Origin of the sequence: Budvicia diplopodorum, assembly GCF_009800925.1 — a bacterium.
Lineage (GTDB): Bacteria > Pseudomonadota > Gammaproteobacteria > Enterobacterales > Enterobacteriaceae > Budvicia > Budvicia diplopodorum.
In genome coordinates this window covers 135,944-150,617 of record NZ_WOYF01000006.1, presented here as the reverse complement: position 1 = coordinate 150,617, position 14,674 = coordinate 135,944, and the positions used below count along the sequence as shown (strand labels likewise).

Here is a 14,674-nt window from a genome sequence, read left to right as displayed (position 1 = left end):
GTAGGATTTTTAGTCCGATCGAGCAACATTCAGTCACTATCCTGACGATTCAGCGGCTCTGACCTGCGTAATATTCCCCGCAGCTGGTGGTAGCTTAAGCCTAACAGCTTGGCCGCCTGACGCTGATTATATTGAGATTGCCTCAGCGCTTTGCCGATAACGGCCTGTTCCCGATCGGATAACCACTGTTTTAAATTGACGGGTAGCTCCGGCACGGCATCATGGGGTTGGCTATCAGCTGAACCGTCCGTTGATATCAACTTGGCTAAGCCCGTATGGGCGAAGGGATCGATAATAATGTTATCTAATGGTCCACCATGATGCCCATGACGATAAATCGAGCGTTCTACCACATTCTTTAGCTCACGCACGTTACCCGGCCATGAATAGCCCATTAACGTTTCTACCGCGTCAGGGGTGAAGCCTTCAAATACCTGAATTTCCAGCTCGCTGCACATCTGAATGGCAAAGTGATTGGCTAATAGCATGATGTCTGGCCTGCGCTGGCGCAGCGGCGGTAAATTGATTACGTCAAAGGCCAGCCGGTCTAGCAGGTCTGCCCTGAATTTCCCCGCTTTTGCCATTGCCGGTAAATCTTCGTTAGTCGCACAGACTAAACGAACGTCGACCTGCAGGGGCTGGGTGCCGCCAACGCGTTCCAGTTGACCATATTCAATCACCCGCAGTAGCTTTTCCTGTACCAGCATCGGGGCATTGGCTAGCTCATCGAGAAACAGCGTTCCGCCGTCGGCCCGTTCAAACCGGCCAAGATGTCGCTTTTGTGCGCCGGTAAACGCGCCGGCTTCATGACCGAACAGCTCAGAATCCAGTAGGGTATCGCTCAGCGCAGCGCAGTTCAGAGAAATAAAAGGCCCTTGCCAGCGTTTGGATAGGTAATGAAGGCGGTGAGCAATCAGCTCTTTACCGGTTCCTCGCTCGCCAATCACCAGCACCGGCTTATTCAAAGGAGCAACCTGCGATGCCTGCTCGAGCACTTCAAGAAAGCTGTTGGCTTCGCCAAGAAGGTTATCAACGTTATTTAGCATGGTGAATTTCGCCACTAATTGGTTTTTTTCATCACATCATTTTTTATGGGTAAAAGGCAAGAAAAATAAACGCTATTTAAAATCATTAGGTTACAAAAAATGAAAGGTTGGCACGCTTCTTGATATATCTACGGTATCTACCACGGTGGTATCGCCACCGGCTAATTGATGAATGATTAACTAACTAAAGAGGATTTAACCATGGGTATTTTTTCTCGCTTTGCCGATATCGTGAATGCCAACATCAGCACGCTATTAGAGAAAGCTGAAGATCCACAAAAGATGGTTCGCCTGATGATTCAGGAAATGGAAGACACGTTGGTCGAAATTCGCTCCACTTCCGCCAGAGCGCTGGCTGAAAAGAAACAGTTAACCCGCCGCATTGAGCAGGGTGAAACGCAGAAGGTTGACTGGCAGGAAAAAGCCGAACTGGCTTTACGTAAAGATAAAGAAGATCTGGCTCGTGCTGCGTTAATAGAAAAGCAAAAAGTGGCCGATTTAGTAGTTACTTTGCAAAATGAACTGGTTACCATTAATGAAACGCTAGACCGCATGCGCAGCGAAGTTGCCGAGCTGGAAGCTAAGCTCAGCGAAACCCGCGCTCGCCAACAGGCGCTGACTTTACGTCACGAAGCGGCCAGTACCACTCGTGAGGTTCGTCGTCAGTTAGACAGCGGTAAGCTCGACGTAGCGATGGCCCGTTTTGAGCAGTTTGAGCGCCGAATCGACCACATGGAAGCAGAAGGCCAAAGCATTGGTTTGGGCAAAGAAAAGAGTCTGAGCCAGCAATTTACCGAGTTGAAGGTTAACGAGCAAATTGACAGCGAACTGGCTGCTCTTAAAGCTAAAATGAATAAAGAGATCTGATATACCCGTCGTTGCACCATGAATGATTAAGGTATAGTTCACACTCGTTCAGACGATGCCGCTTATTTTCCCACGGTCAATAAGCGGCGGTTACCGGATTTTAGAAGAAGGAAGACCAATGAGTTGGCTAATGGGTTTACTTGCCATACCGCTAACGTTATTTATCTTGTTTATTGTCCCTATCTGGCTGTGGATGCATTACCGCAATAAACAGCAGGACGGGGGCCAGCTAAACCAGCAAGATAGCCAACGGTTAGCGACACTAACGGATGAAGCGCAGCGAATGAAAGCGCGCATTCAGTCGCTGGAAGCTATTTTAGACGAAGAGCATCCAAACTGGAGACAAGGCTAATGAACAACAAACTGTACCGTATTCCAGACGAAGGCATGATCGGTGGCGTATGTGCCGGAATAGCACGTTACTTCGGTCTTCCGGTACTTTTAGTCAGAACCATGGCCGTACTGGCACTGTTTTTTGGCTTCTTTTTCATTACGACGATTGTTTATTTTGTGATGGTATTTGTGCTAGACAGCGCACCGGGAGAAGAGGCGTCGTTACACAGTCGCGTACCGGCCCGTGTGCGGATTAAACAGGTTGAGCAAGATCTTGCCGCCAGCGAACAGCGCCTGCGCGAATTAGAACGTTATCTGACGTCAGAAACGTTTCAGGTTGAAAGTCGCTTTCGCCACCTATAGCTTCAATTTCCCACCGTTCTTGCGTCATGCTTTACGTGAAGTTCCTTCTTAAAGGAGGAACTTCACGCTGATGCCAAACCCCGGTGTATATATAGCACCTCTCAAATTACTTCAATTTACTTCAATTTTACCACACGCATCCTTGGCCTCAGGAGTGATACCACCATGGCAACCAAACTAACGGCTCATATACCAAAGCTGGTGGCGTTAATATTATTTTTTGGTAAATCTTACGCGCCCGTCTTAGTGTTATCATTATTATTGAAAAGCACTTTATGGCGACCGGTACGATTGTTGCTGGTCTTATTTGGTGAACCATTATTAAGAAAGCTATTTGGTTCTATTGCCTATCGCTTAACTAAGGCTGCGGATGAAACGATTACAAAATGAAATAGGCTCACTGGTTAACCGCTCAATGGATCGCCATTTGCGTCTGGCGGTTACCGGCTTAAGCCGCAGTGGTAAAACCGCGTTTATTACTGCCTTTGTAAATCAACTGCTCAATATTAATAACGGCGCACGGCTACCGTTATTCTCAGCGGTGCGGGAAGAACGCCTGCTGGGGGTGAAACGTATTCCTCAAAAAGACTTCGGCATTCCGCGTTTTAGCTATGACGAAGGGCTGGCCTCGCTGTACGGCGCGCCGCCAAGCTGGCCGACGCCCACCCGTGGCGTTAGCGAAATTCAGCTAGCGCTGCGCTTTCGCTCCAAAGATTCACTGCTACGCCATTTTACCCACCACTCGACGCTTTATCTGGAGATCGTTGATTATCCGGGCGAGTGGCTGCTGGATTTACCGATGCTGGAACAGAGCTATCTCGACTGGTCACATCGAATGAACAGCGTCAGGCAAGGGGAACGCGCCCAGTGGGCGGAGCCTTGGCTGGCACTGTGTAAAACCTGCGATCCGCTGGGGCCGGTAGACGAAAATCTGTTGGCAGCGATCGCCGAAGAGTACAGCAACTATCTTTTACGCTGTAAAAACCAAGGGTTGCACTTTATTCAGCCGGGTCGCTTTGTGTTACCCGGCGATTTGGCCGGTGCGCCGGTTCTGCAGTTTTTCCCGTGGCCGGAAATCGATGCCAAAAATCAGGCTAAGCTGGCTCAGGCCGATAAGAAAACCAATTTCGGCATGCTGCGGGCCCGCTATGACTACTACTGTCAGCACATCGTTAAAGGATTCTACAAAGATCACTTTATGAAGTTTGACCGACAAATCGTATTGGTCGACTGTTTGCAGCCGTTGAACAACGGGCCGCAGGCGTTTAACGATATGCGCTTGGCGCTCACTCAACTGATGCAAAGCTTCCATTACGGCCAGCGCACCATACTGCGCCGTCTGTTTTCCCCCTGCATTGATAAACTGATGTTTGCCGCCAGTAAGGCTGACCATATTACCCCGGACCAGCACGCCAATTTGGTTTCTCTGCTACAGCAATTGGTACAGGAAGCATGGCAAAACGCTGCGTTTGAAGGCATTAGTATGGACTGCGTTGGCATGGCTTCGGTGCAGGCCACAGACAGCGGAATGATTGACAGCGGCAATGGTAAAATGCCGGCGCTGAAAGGCTACCGGTTAGAAGACGGGCAGCCGCTTACCGTTTATCCGGGTGAAGTTCCGGCCAAACTGCCTGAACCTTCATTCTGGCAGCAGCAGGGTTTTCATTTTGACCAGTTCAGGCCGAAGCCCATGAGCGTTGACTCCCCGTTACCGCACATTCGGTTAGATGCGGTAATGGAGTTTTTATTAGGAGATAAGCTGCGATGAATCAGCCATTGAAAGGGCGCATTACCTTTGATGAGCCTCTGATTGAAGAAAAAGATCCGGTATTACGCAGTAACCAAATTTTTGATCGTCAGCAGGCCGAGCATTTTTATCCTTCCGCCCCTGAGCTTGAACAAGAGCAGGAAGAGGGGCAGGCTGAAGGCATTATCAATAGCGCATTGAGGCCAAAGCGTAGCCTATGGCGCAAAATGGTCACGCTCGGGCTGGGCCTGTTTGGGCTTAGCGTGGTCGCGCAGGGCGTTTACCAGATTGCGGTGGCCATTCAGAACCATGAGTGGATTACCTTAGGCGCTTACAGCGCTGGCGGCATTATCGTTATTGCCGGTATTGGTTCGGTAGTCGGAGAGTGGCGCAGGCTATACCGACTGCGGGAACGGGCCGCCGAACGCGATATTGCCCGAGAATTGTTACACAGTCACGGATTAGGCAAGGGCCGTGAGTTCTGTGAAAAACTGGCCGCACAGGCCGGTATAGACCAAAGCCATCCGGCTTTACAGCGCTGGCACGCCTCGTTACATGAAACGCAGAACGATCGTGAAGTCGTCGCGCTGTATGCCAAGCTGGTTCAGCCTGTATTAGACCAACAGGCGCGGCGTGAAATCAGCGGTTCGGCTGCCGAATCCGCGCTGATGATTGCGGTTAGCCCGCTGGCCATTGTCGATATGGCTTTTATTGCCTGGCGCAATATTCGACTGATTAACCGTATTGCCGCAATCTATGGCATTCAACTGGGCTATTTTAGCCGTATTCGGTTGTTCAAACTGGTGATGCTAAACATCGCCTTTGCTGGCGTAACGGAGCTGATCCGGGAAGTCGGGATGGACTGGATCTCTCAGGATATCACCGCCCGCCTTTCCACCCGAGCCGCGCAGGGCATCGGAGCCGGACTGCTGACGGCCCGCTTAGGCATTAAAGCCATGGAGCTTTGCCGCCCGCTGCCGTGGATGGAGGGCGATAAGCCAAGGTTAGGGGACTTCCGAACCCAGCTTATCGCTCAGCTGAAAAGCAAATTGCCTAAAGGCGGAAGCGATAATCAGTAGTTCTTGTTGGATCAAACAAAAATGGCGGCAAGGTCAATAACCTGCCGCCATTTTTATAACGCGATGCGTTTTAGACTGCTGACATACTCAACGGTTAAAATACCGCCCCTCGGCCGCTAGAGAAAGTTAATATTCCGATATTGATTATGCGGACGAAATTTACGCTAAAACTAAATCGAACTACTCTATCAGCAACCCCGATCGTTATGCGTTTAACGCCTGCTCTAAGTCTTCCAGAATATCTTCAATCGCCTCAATGCCAACGGACAGCCGGATCATTTCAGGCTTAACGCCCGCCGAGGCCTGCTCAGTTTCAGACATTTGACGGTGAGTAGTTGAGGCAGGATGACAGGCCAGCGACTTAGCGTCGCCAATATTGACCAGTCGTTTAAAAATTTTCAGCGCATCGTAAAACTTAACGCCAGCCTGATAGCCATCCTTCAAGCCGAAAGAGAGTAAGCCAGACGGCTTGCCTGACATGTACTTCTGCGCTAACCCAAAATGCGGGTGGGCAGGAAGCCCGGCATAGCTTACCCATGCGACCTTCCCGTGCTGCTCAAGGTATTTAGCGACTTTCATCGCATTATCCACATGCCGCTCCATGCGCAGCGATAGCGTTTCCAAACCCTGTAGCAGCAAGAAGGCATTCATTGGCGACAGTGCCGCGCCGCAGTTGCGCAGCGGAACCGTTCTCGCTCTGGCAACAAACGCAGCCGGGCCGAAGGTATCGTTATACACCACGCCGTGGTAGGCCGGTTCTGGATTGCTGAACATCGGGAAGCGCTCTTTGTGCTCGGCCCATGGGAATTTACCTGAATCAACAATCACACCGCCCAGCGAGTTACCGTGGCCGCCGACGTATTTGGTGATCGAGTGAACCACAATATCTGCGCCAAACTGAATCGGCTTACACAGTACTGGCGATGCCACGGTATTATCGACAATCAACGGAATACCACGGGCATGGGCAACGTCAGCCAGCCCTTGAAGATCGGCAATATTTCCTGCCGGGTTACCAATACTTTCGCAATAAACCGCTTTGGTATTTTCATCAATCAGTTCGGCAATGGCCTGCGGTGAATCATCGCGGGCAAATTTTACGTTAATGCCTGAGCTTGGGAGCATATGGGCAAACAGCGTATAGGTTCCGCCGTAAAGCTGTGGGGTGGTGACAATATTGTCGCCGACCTGAGCAATAGTCTGAATCGCATAGGTAATAGCAGCACTGCCAGCCGACACTACCAGCCCGGCAATACCGCCTTCCAGCGCGGTCAAACGCTTTTCTAATATGTCATTGGTCGGGTTCATTATTCGGGTGTAGATGTTTCCCGGTACCGCCAAATTGAATAAGTCAGCGCCGTGCTGGGCATTATCAAATTCGTAAGCAACGGTTTGATAAATAGGAACAGCCACAGATTTGGTGGTTGGATCGCATTGAAATCCGTGATGTAGGGCAAGCGTTGCGTCTTTCATTCCATACTCTCTATTATTTTGCTTTCAACGGGTAACTCATATAAGCAGTCTTTGTTGAGAAAGGGAATCCTGTTTAACTGATATTTTACGGCTACTATTGAATACAGATTAAAGACAGAAACAATATATGTGCTTAAAGCGTTTTTTCCAGATCTGTCAACTTTTTGTGACAGTGCTCTTCATCTGCTATTCGCTAACGGGTATCATAGCGATAACTATTGTCCACAGTACCAATTGAGTAAGGCTATAAGCGATGCGTCTTGAAGTTCTCTGTGAAGATCGGCTGGGATTGACCCGTGAGTTACTCGACCTGCTCGTGGCGCGCAGCATTGACCTGCGCGGCATTGAAATCGATCTTGCCGGCAAAATCTATCTCAATTTATCCGCTATTGATTTTGACGCTTTTAGCGCACTAATGGTCAGTATTCGGCGTATTTCTGGGGTTACCGACGTTCGAACGGTCACCTATATGCCTTCAGAGCAACGGTTCAGAGCGCTACGGGCGTTGCTTGAGTCTTTGCCTGAACCGGTTATTTCTATCGATTTAAAAGGGCGAATTGAGCTAGCAAATGATGCTGCACTGATGCTGTTTGGTATGGATGAAGATAAAATCCTGACCCAGTGTGCATCAGCGCTGGTGAGTGGCTATAACTTCCAGCGGCACCTCGACGACGACGATATCGCGCCTTATTCTGAACGAGCGATCGTCCGGGGGCAGGATTATCTGATAGATATCATGCCGATTTATCAGGCAAATGAACAAGATGCTGAGCAGCGTGATGTTACCGGTGCGGTTATTGTACTGAAATCTGCCGTTAGAATAGGCCGCCAGCTACAGAATAGAAATATCGCCGATAATAATGCGTTTGGCCATATTGTTACCGTTAGCAATAAAATGCGCCAGTTGATTGAACAGGCGAATAAACTGGCGGTGCTCGATGCGCCGTTGCTGATTATCGGTGACACCGGAACCGGCAAAGATGAGCTGGCTCAGGCTAGCCACTTGCGCAGCGCCCGCCGCGATAAACCGTTCTTGGCCTTAAGCTGTGCCTCATTGCCTGATGATGTGGTTGAGAGTGAACTGTTTGGCCAGGCGGCCAGCGGTTACCCCAACGTGGTTGAAGCTAAAAAGGGATTTTTTGAGCAGGCTAACGGTGGTTCGGTATTGCTGGACAGCATCAGTGAAATGTCGCCAACGATGCAGTCTAAATTATTACGTTTCTTAAATGACGGCACCTTTCGCCGGGTGGGTGAAGACAACGAGGTTCACGTTGACGTACGGGTGATTTGCGCCACACAAAAGAGCTTGCTCAATCTGGTGAGTCAGGGGTTATTTCGTGAGGATCTGTACTATCGGCTAAACGTGCTGACGTTAAATATTCCCCCCTTGAGGGAGCGGGTTCAAGACATCATGCCGTTAACTGAACAGTTCATCACGCTGTTTGTCGACCAGTTGGGCATTCCACGGCCAAAACTGGCGCCTGAACTGACCGCGCTGCTAACCCAGTACGGTTGGCCGGGTAACGTTCGCCAGCTTAAGAACGTGCTCTATCGTGGTTTAACCCAGATGGAAGGCAACGAATTAAGGGTGAAAGACATTGTGCTGCCGGAGATAACATCAGAAATGATGCTGAATCACAATATTATGGAAGGCAGCCTTGACGATATCTGTAAACGTTTTGAATGCTCGGTTCTGACCCAGCTTTATAGCAGCTACCCAAGTACGCGTAAGCTTGCGAAGCGCTTAGGCGTTTCCCATACGGCGATAGCCAATAAGCTAAGAGAATATGGCTTGAGCCATACGTCACGTCATGGCGAAGGAGCTGATGCAGAATAGCTTCAGACAGTGTTAATAATAAAGGGAGCCACTGGCTCCCTTTATTATTGACTAAACCCAAGCTACTTCAGTGAGGCCAGTGCAGCATCATAGTTAGGTTCAGTGGCGATCTCTTTCACTAACTCGCTGTATATCACCTTGTCATGCTCATCAAGAACCACCACTGCGCGAGCGTTTAGGCCTTTCAACGGGCCGTCTAGCATTTCTACGCCATAGTCTTTCTTAAAATCAGTACCGCGGAAGGTAGACAGCATAACGACGTGGTCTAAGCCTTCTGCGCCACAAAAACGAGCCTGAGCAAACGGCAGGTCGGCAGAAATGCACAGAACAACGGTATTTTTTACGCTGCCGACTAATTGATTAAAGGTTCTTACTGAGGTTGCGCATACGCCGGTATCAACGCTCGGAAAAATGTTAAGCACTTTGCGTTTGCCAGCGTAGTCGCTTAATGACGCGTCGGACAGGTCTTTAGCCAGAAGGGTAAACGGCTTAGCCTTATCACCGGCTTTTGGTAGTTGGCCAGCGACGGACAATGGGTTGCCTTTCAATTGTACGGTTTGTGTCATGACGACCTCCAAGTGTTACTTTTATTTAACAATTGGATTAGCTTAGCTCAACAATTGTGGTTTGGGTATGACAAATATTGTCGTTGAGCAAATAAATAACGGTCGTTGAATTTGAATACGTTATTCCAGCCCCGTTGGCTGCTGCCAAAAATAAGCGCTCAGAACCCGTCTGGAACCGCTTAAATGATTTCCCTCATAATCAGTTAGCATCCTGCCAGATGGCTGCTATTGGCCTTCCAATTTAGAAATGGCAGGTAGGATTAATTTGATCGGGGCTAGAAACGTGTTTTCAATTGCAAAAGGCGGGTGGGGCTGATGTACCAAACGGAGAGGGAAACGTACGGATAAAAAAATGGCGCACAAAGTGCGCCATTTTCACAAATACAAAAAGACTTACTTAGTGTATTTACCACGAGACATGTTGTCTAAACGTTGGTTTGCACGAGCAGCTTCATCTTTAGCAACTTGTACATCAGAACGTAAAGCAGCAACATCGCTGATCAGTTGAGTCAGCTTGCTGTTAGTAGTTGTATCAGTTTTAGCACAACCTGCTAACAGAGTAGCGCCTAAAATTACTGCACCCAGTACCAGTTTAGTACGGTTCATATTTACACCCTCAATTTGAATTAACTTTTTTGCATGTAGCCCGATAAGTATTACACAAACTATTTTGGAATGAGAATAATTTTTTAACTTCGTATCAACTATTTTGCTTATTTGGTTAAAGAATAGTCAAAATAATTTTTTTACTGGAGAAAAAAGGATCTTACGCTACTTAAAAACATCGGGGAAAGTCATTTTCAAGATATTTGCGATAACGGTCTGAAAAATAAGGCTGTGTTTATATCCACTATCGCAATTTTATTAAAGATAAAAAAAACGCCGTATCAACGGCGTTTCTTAAAACAAAATATTATCTTAAACGATATGGACCGACGAAGTATTGGTTGTGCCGCTGGCAACTAATGCACCGGTTACCATGACAATCATTTGGCCTTTCTGAGCCAAACCGCTGGCTAATGCAGCTTCTTTACCGATACGGTAGAAGTCATCGGTCGAAGCGATTTCTTTCACTAACTGTGACGTCACGCCTTTGGTCAATACTAACTGACGAGCAGTCGTTTCGTTAGTAGTCAGAGCCAGAATAGGCGCGGTAGGGAAGTATTTACGCACGGCCTTGGCAGATTTACCGCCCTGAGTTGCAACAACAATCAGTACCGCATCCAGCTTCTCAGCCGTTTCAACGGCACCGCGGCAGACTGCTTCAGTAATACGTAACTTACCGGAGGTAGCCAGCGTATCAACACGACATGGCATCACGCGGTCAGTACGCTCACAGATAGTTGCCATGATGGTTACGGCCTCTAACGGGTACTTACCCTTGGCGCTTTCACCAGACAGCATCACAGCATCAGTACCGTCTATAATGGCGTTAGCAACGTCGCCCGCTTCTGCACGGGTAGGGCGTGGGTTTTTAATCATCGAGTCCAGCATTTGGGTTGCAGTGATAACAACTTTACGTGCACGATTACATTTCTCGATCATCATCTTCTGGGCAAAAATAACTTCTTCAACCGGGATCTCTACGCCTAAGTCACCGCGGGCAACCATGATGCCGTCTGAGGCTTCAAGGATTTCATCAAAGTTATTCAAACCTTCCTGATTTTCAATTTTGGAAATGATTTGAATATGCTCGCCGCCGTGCGCTTTTAGATGTTCACGGATGTCTAAAACGTCTGAACGCTTACGAATAAATGATGCTGCTACGAAGTCAACGTTTTGCTCACAGCCGAACACCAGATCATTTTTATCTTTTTCAGATAACGCAGGCAGTTGGATTGAAACGTTTGGCAGGTTGATGCCTTTGTTCTCACCCAGATCGCCGCTGTTCAGAACGCGACAGATAACTTCGTTCGCTTTAACGTCGATAACCTGCATGCCGATTAAGCCATCATCGACCAGCACGGTGTTGCCTACCTGAAGGTCACTAGCAAAGCCGGTGTAAGTCACGGCAACGCGCTCGCTGTTACCAATAACGCTTTGATCTGTGGTGAAAGTGAACGTTTGGCCAACGACTAATGACGCATCGTTACCGCCTTCCAGCTTCATGGTGCGAATTTCTGGGCCTTTAGTATCAAGCAGGATAGCCGGCTTATGGCCAGTTTTAGCCATAACGGCACGAATGTTCTTAATACGTTGACCGTGCTCATTGTAATCACCATGAGAAAAGTTCAAACGCATTACGTTCATACCTGCATCAAGCAGCTTTCCCAGAACTTCTTCAGATTCAGTTTTAGGACCGATAGTACATACAATTTTGGTTTTTTTCATGATGATCAATTTTACCGATAGAGTGTGTTAGAAGAAAATGATGGCCTGCTGTGAAGTCTTCAGGCGAGACGGTATTCGTTTTTATGTTTCTTTATCTTATGGAGAAACAAAACAATCCCGCCGGTTTATAGATTAAAAACGTCAGGAGCAAAACGATGCTCCGCTTCAATATAGCTGGCGAATAATTGACCAGTTTGACGTGCTGAAACCTTTCACCTGCTATATTTTGCCTATTATAGTGGGGAATAGCTATAGAAGAAAATGGATAAATGCTGAAATTGTAAGGTTGATAATAGCTGATTTTAGTAGAAACGCACAAAGAGAGCGGGGCGAGCGAGAATTAACCGGAGATAAAAAGATGGTGCGCCCTAGTGAACTCGAATCACCGACCTCCACCATGTCAAGGTGGCGCTCTAACCAACTGAGCTAAGGGCGCATTAAGATATTTGGTGCGTCCGAGTGGACTCGAACCACCGACCCCCACCATGTCAAGGTGGTGCTCTAACCAACTGAGCTACGGACGCACAGACTAACTAAAACCAAATCGTTATTACCTGATAGCAACAACAATGCGCACGAATATTAACGATGAAGCGTCTGGCTGGCAAGGAGAAAAACTGAATTTATTGTGGCGATTGGTCTAATTGGTGAGGAACTGCACAGCCCGGCTCTTTTTTATTCAATTTCTGCCGGTTTATTGAAAAACGCCCCGAACGTTTTTTAAGCCATCGGGGCAGGAGGTTAACGTAAAACCCGCTGTAAAATCCAATCAATCGGCCGTTTTTGCAGCCAGCGCATCCTTAAGGCCATCATAATCGCCGATGCGGTTAGGCCAATAATAAATCCTATCCAGAAGCCAGCGGGGCCCATGCGGGCAACCACCATATCGGTCAGTCCGAGAATATAGCCGATTGGCAATCCGATAATCCAGTAGGCGGTAAAAGTGATGAAAAAGATCGACCGAGTATCTTTATAGCCGCGCAGTATCCCGCTGCCAATAACCTGAATAGAGTCGGAACACTGGTATATCGCCGCCAGCAGCATCAGATGAGTAGCTATCATCACAACCTCAGGGCTATCGTTATACAGTAAGGCTATCTGGTGGCGGAATACCACGGTAAAAATGGCCGTTATTGCAGCCATTAAGAGGCCGAGGAGCAGAACGGTATAAGAGGCGATTCGGGCTTCATTCACTTTATTCTGACCGAGTTTAAAACCAACCCGAATTGATGCCGCTACGCTCATGGCTAAAGGCAGAACAAACACCAGGCTGCTGAAGTTAAGCGCTATCTGGTGGCCAGCCACAGAGGCAACGCCCAACGGTGAAACCAGCAAGGCGACCACGGCAAACAGCGTGACTTCAAAAAATATCGCCAGCGCGATTGGCAGGCCGAGCTCGGTTAAACGTTTTAAGGTTGGCCAGTTCGGTAATTCAAACTTTTTATCTGCGTTAATATCTTTTTGCGGTGCAGCAGCCCCGACATATATTTTAATACACAAGAACATAAACCAATAAACCAGCGCCGCCGCTACGCCGCAGCCTACGCCACCCATTGCCGGAAACCCGAGTTTTCCGTGGATCAAAACGTAGTTGATGGGAATGTGGATCAGCAGGGCGATAAAGCCAATCACCATGCTGGGTTTGGTTTTTGATAAGCCATCGCACTGGCTTCTGAAAACCTGAAAGTATAGATACCCCGGCACTCCCCACGTCATGGCCCGCAAATAACGGATAGTAATATCGGCCAGCTTAGGATCGATGCCGTCCATCCGTTCAATGACTAAATGGCCGTTGTATAACACCAGCATAATCAATAGCGAAATCGCCGTTGCCAGCCAAAATGATTGCCTAACCTGATGGGCGATATAATCCCGACGCCCTGAACCATTAAGCTGAGCAACGATTGGCGTCAGCGCCATTAACAGGCCCTGACCAAATAGGATGGTGGGTAACCAAACGGACGTACCTACGGCTACTGCGGCCATATCCGTTGCGCTGACGCCGCCGGCCATAATGGTATCGACTACGCCAATGGCCGTTTGTGAAAATTGGGCAATGATAACCGGGATAGCTAAAGCCATCAGGCTACGCGCTTCACTGATATACTTCTGCACGCAATACCTTCTGTGTGATTCTGAGAGCCCCTTGGCGTTAAGAGCATGGGCAATGAGGGATAAATAATAACGTTGAATCGGATTGTACCGACTCAGCCGTTGTAATCCAATCCAATAATAAAAATGAAATGTCCCCAAGCCACTTTTTATTCAAATATAACCGGATAGCAATCACCGTCATGGAGATAAAACTGGATTTGGTTTTTGTGACAAATTGCGGCACACTTTCGCCATTGCAGTTTTATTCCATCATTTAACCACTGAGGTTTATCGAATGTTTACCGGAATTGTTCAGGGTACCGTTTCTGTTGTCGCCATCGATGAGAAATCCAACTTCCGTACGCATAAAGTAAAATTCCCACCGGAACTATTGCCTGATTTAGAACTGGGCGCATCGGTTGCGCATAATGGCTGCTGCCTTACGGTAACTAAAGTAGAAAACGACATTGTTAGCTTTGATTTAATGAAAGAGACGCTGCGAATCACCAACCTTGGCGATATCAAAGTCGGCGATCGGGTTAACGTTGAGCGTGCCGCTAAGTTTAACGATGAAATTGGCGGCCATTTAATGTCCGGCCACATTATCTGTATCGCTGAGATTGTGAAAATTCTGGCGTCAGAAAACAACCGCCAGATCTGGTTTAAAATGCCCGATGAACTGATGAAATACGTTTTGCATAAAGGCTATATCGGTATCGATGGTATTAGCTTAACCGTCGGCGAAGTGGCAAAAGGGCGTTTTTGTGTGCATCTGATACCGGAAACGCTGGAAAGAACCACGCTGGGTGAGAAGCGCTTGGGCGATAAAGTGAATATTGAAATCGACCCTCAGACTCAGGCCATTGTTGATACCGTAGAGCGGGTATTAGCTAATCGGGGGTGATCAGACTGCTGACAAAGTAGCTCAATTTGGTTTT

At 48.2% G+C, this 14,674-nt stretch carries 14 protein-coding genes and 2 tRNA genes; 8 read left to right on the top strand and 8 right to left on the bottom strand.

Annotation, left to right across the window (positions count from 1 at the left end):
- Positions 1 to 29: 29 nt before the first annotated feature.
- Positions 30 to 1,046 carry a phage shock protein operon transcriptional activator gene (gene pspF / locus GVI43_RS08280; protein WP_159566390.1) on the bottom strand — a complete coding sequence of 339 codons (1,017 nt, stop codon included), beginning with the start codon at positions 1,044 to 1,046 and terminating at the stop codon, positions 30 to 32.
- A gap of 201 nt (positions 1,047 to 1,247) precedes the next feature.
- Between pspF and pspA the strand changes: the two genes are divergently transcribed.
- The 6 genes from pspA to GVI43_RS08250 all read left to right on the top strand — a co-directional run bounded on the left by pspA (position 1,248) and on the right by GVI43_RS08250 (position 5,435).
- Positions 1,248 to 1,913, top strand: coding sequence for a phage shock protein PspA (gene pspA, locus GVI43_RS08275; protein ID WP_159566389.1), 666 nt, complete (start codon positions 1,248 to 1,250; stop codon positions 1,911 to 1,913).
- A 118-nt stretch (positions 1,914 to 2,031) separates the two neighbouring features.
- A complete protein-coding gene (gene pspB, locus GVI43_RS08270) occupies positions 2,032 to 2,265 on the top strand; it encodes an envelope stress response membrane protein PspB (protein ID WP_159566388.1) in 234 nt (77 codons plus the stop codon).
- The gene (pspC, locus tag GVI43_RS08265) at positions 2,265 to 2,609 is read left to right on the top strand and encodes an envelope stress response membrane protein PspC (protein ID WP_159566387.1); all 345 of its coding nucleotides are present in this window, start codon (positions 2,265 to 2,267) and stop codon (positions 2,607 to 2,609) included. Before pspB ends, pspC begins: the two co-directional genes overlap by 1 nt.
- Before the next feature lie 165 nt (positions 2,610 to 2,774).
- Positions 2,775 to 2,999 (top strand): hypothetical protein, encoded by a 225-nt coding sequence (locus GVI43_RS08260; RefSeq protein WP_159566386.1) that lies wholly within the window; start codon positions 2,775 to 2,777, stop codon positions 2,997 to 2,999.
- Positions 2,980 to 4,377, top strand: coding sequence for a YcjX family GTP-binding protein (locus GVI43_RS08255; protein ID WP_159566385.1), 1,398 nt, complete (start codon positions 2,980 to 2,982; stop codon positions 4,375 to 4,377). The genes GVI43_RS08260 and GVI43_RS08255 overlap by 20 nt, the downstream gene beginning before the upstream one ends.
- On the top strand, positions 4,374 to 5,435 hold the full coding sequence (locus GVI43_RS08250; RefSeq protein WP_159566384.1) for a YcjF family protein: 1,062 nt from the start codon (positions 4,374 to 4,376) through the stop codon (positions 5,433 to 5,435). The genes GVI43_RS08255 and GVI43_RS08250 overlap by 4 nt, the downstream gene beginning before the upstream one ends.
- 204 nt (positions 5,436 to 5,639) lie before the next feature.
- On the opposite strand, the gene GVI43_RS08245 is transcribed toward GVI43_RS08250, so the two are convergent.
- Complete coding sequence (locus GVI43_RS08245) at positions 5,640 to 6,908, bottom strand: O-acetylhomoserine aminocarboxypropyltransferase/cysteine synthase family protein (protein WP_159566383.1); 1,269 nt, start codon at positions 6,906 to 6,908, stop codon at positions 5,640 to 5,642.
- A 253-nt stretch (positions 6,909 to 7,161) separates the two neighbouring features.
- On the opposite strand from GVI43_RS08245, the gene tyrR reads away from it, so the two are divergent.
- The gene (gene tyrR / locus GVI43_RS08240) at positions 7,162 to 8,745 is read left to right on the top strand and encodes a transcriptional regulator TyrR (RefSeq protein WP_159566382.1); all 1,584 of its coding nucleotides are present in this window, start codon (positions 7,162 to 7,164) and stop codon (positions 8,743 to 8,745) included.
- 62 nt (positions 8,746 to 8,807) lie between these two features.
- Here tyrR and tpx read toward each other — a convergent pair whose 3' ends face one another.
- The 6 genes from tpx to GVI43_RS08210 all read right to left on the bottom strand — a co-directional run bounded on the left by tpx (position 8,808) and on the right by GVI43_RS08210 (position 13,757).
- Complete coding sequence (gene tpx, locus GVI43_RS08235; RefSeq protein ID WP_159566381.1) at positions 8,808 to 9,311, bottom strand: thiol peroxidase; 504 nt, start codon at positions 9,309 to 9,311, stop codon at positions 8,808 to 8,810.
- A gap of 393 nt (positions 9,312 to 9,704) precedes the next feature.
- On the bottom strand, positions 9,705 to 9,917 hold the full coding sequence (locus GVI43_RS08230; RefSeq protein WP_159566380.1) for an LPP leucine zipper domain-containing protein: 213 nt from the start codon (positions 9,915 to 9,917) through the stop codon (positions 9,705 to 9,707).
- 312 nt (positions 9,918 to 10,229) lie between these two features.
- A complete protein-coding gene (gene pykF, locus GVI43_RS08225) occupies positions 10,230 to 11,642 on the bottom strand; it encodes a pyruvate kinase PykF (protein WP_159566379.1) in 1,413 nt (470 codons plus the stop codon).
- A 359-nt stretch (positions 11,643 to 12,001) separates the two neighbouring features.
- Positions 12,002 to 12,078: transfer RNA gene (locus GVI43_RS08220), tRNA-Val, on the bottom strand.
- A gap of 11 nt (positions 12,079 to 12,089) precedes the next feature.
- Positions 12,090 to 12,166: transfer RNA gene (locus GVI43_RS08215), tRNA-Val, on the bottom strand.
- A gap of 217 nt (positions 12,167 to 12,383) precedes the next feature.
- Positions 12,384 to 13,757 carry an MATE family efflux transporter gene (locus tag GVI43_RS08210; protein ID WP_159566378.1) on the bottom strand — a complete coding sequence of 458 codons (1,374 nt, stop codon included), beginning with the start codon at positions 13,755 to 13,757 and terminating at the stop codon, positions 12,384 to 12,386.
- Between the two features lie 274 nt (positions 13,758 to 14,031).
- On the opposite strand from GVI43_RS08210, the gene GVI43_RS08205 reads away from it, so the two are divergent.
- On the top strand, positions 14,032 to 14,640 hold the full coding sequence (locus GVI43_RS08205; RefSeq protein ID WP_159566377.1) for a riboflavin synthase subunit alpha: 609 nt from the start codon (positions 14,032 to 14,034) through the stop codon (positions 14,638 to 14,640).
- The last annotated feature ends 34 nt before the right edge of the window (positions 14,641 to 14,674 follow it).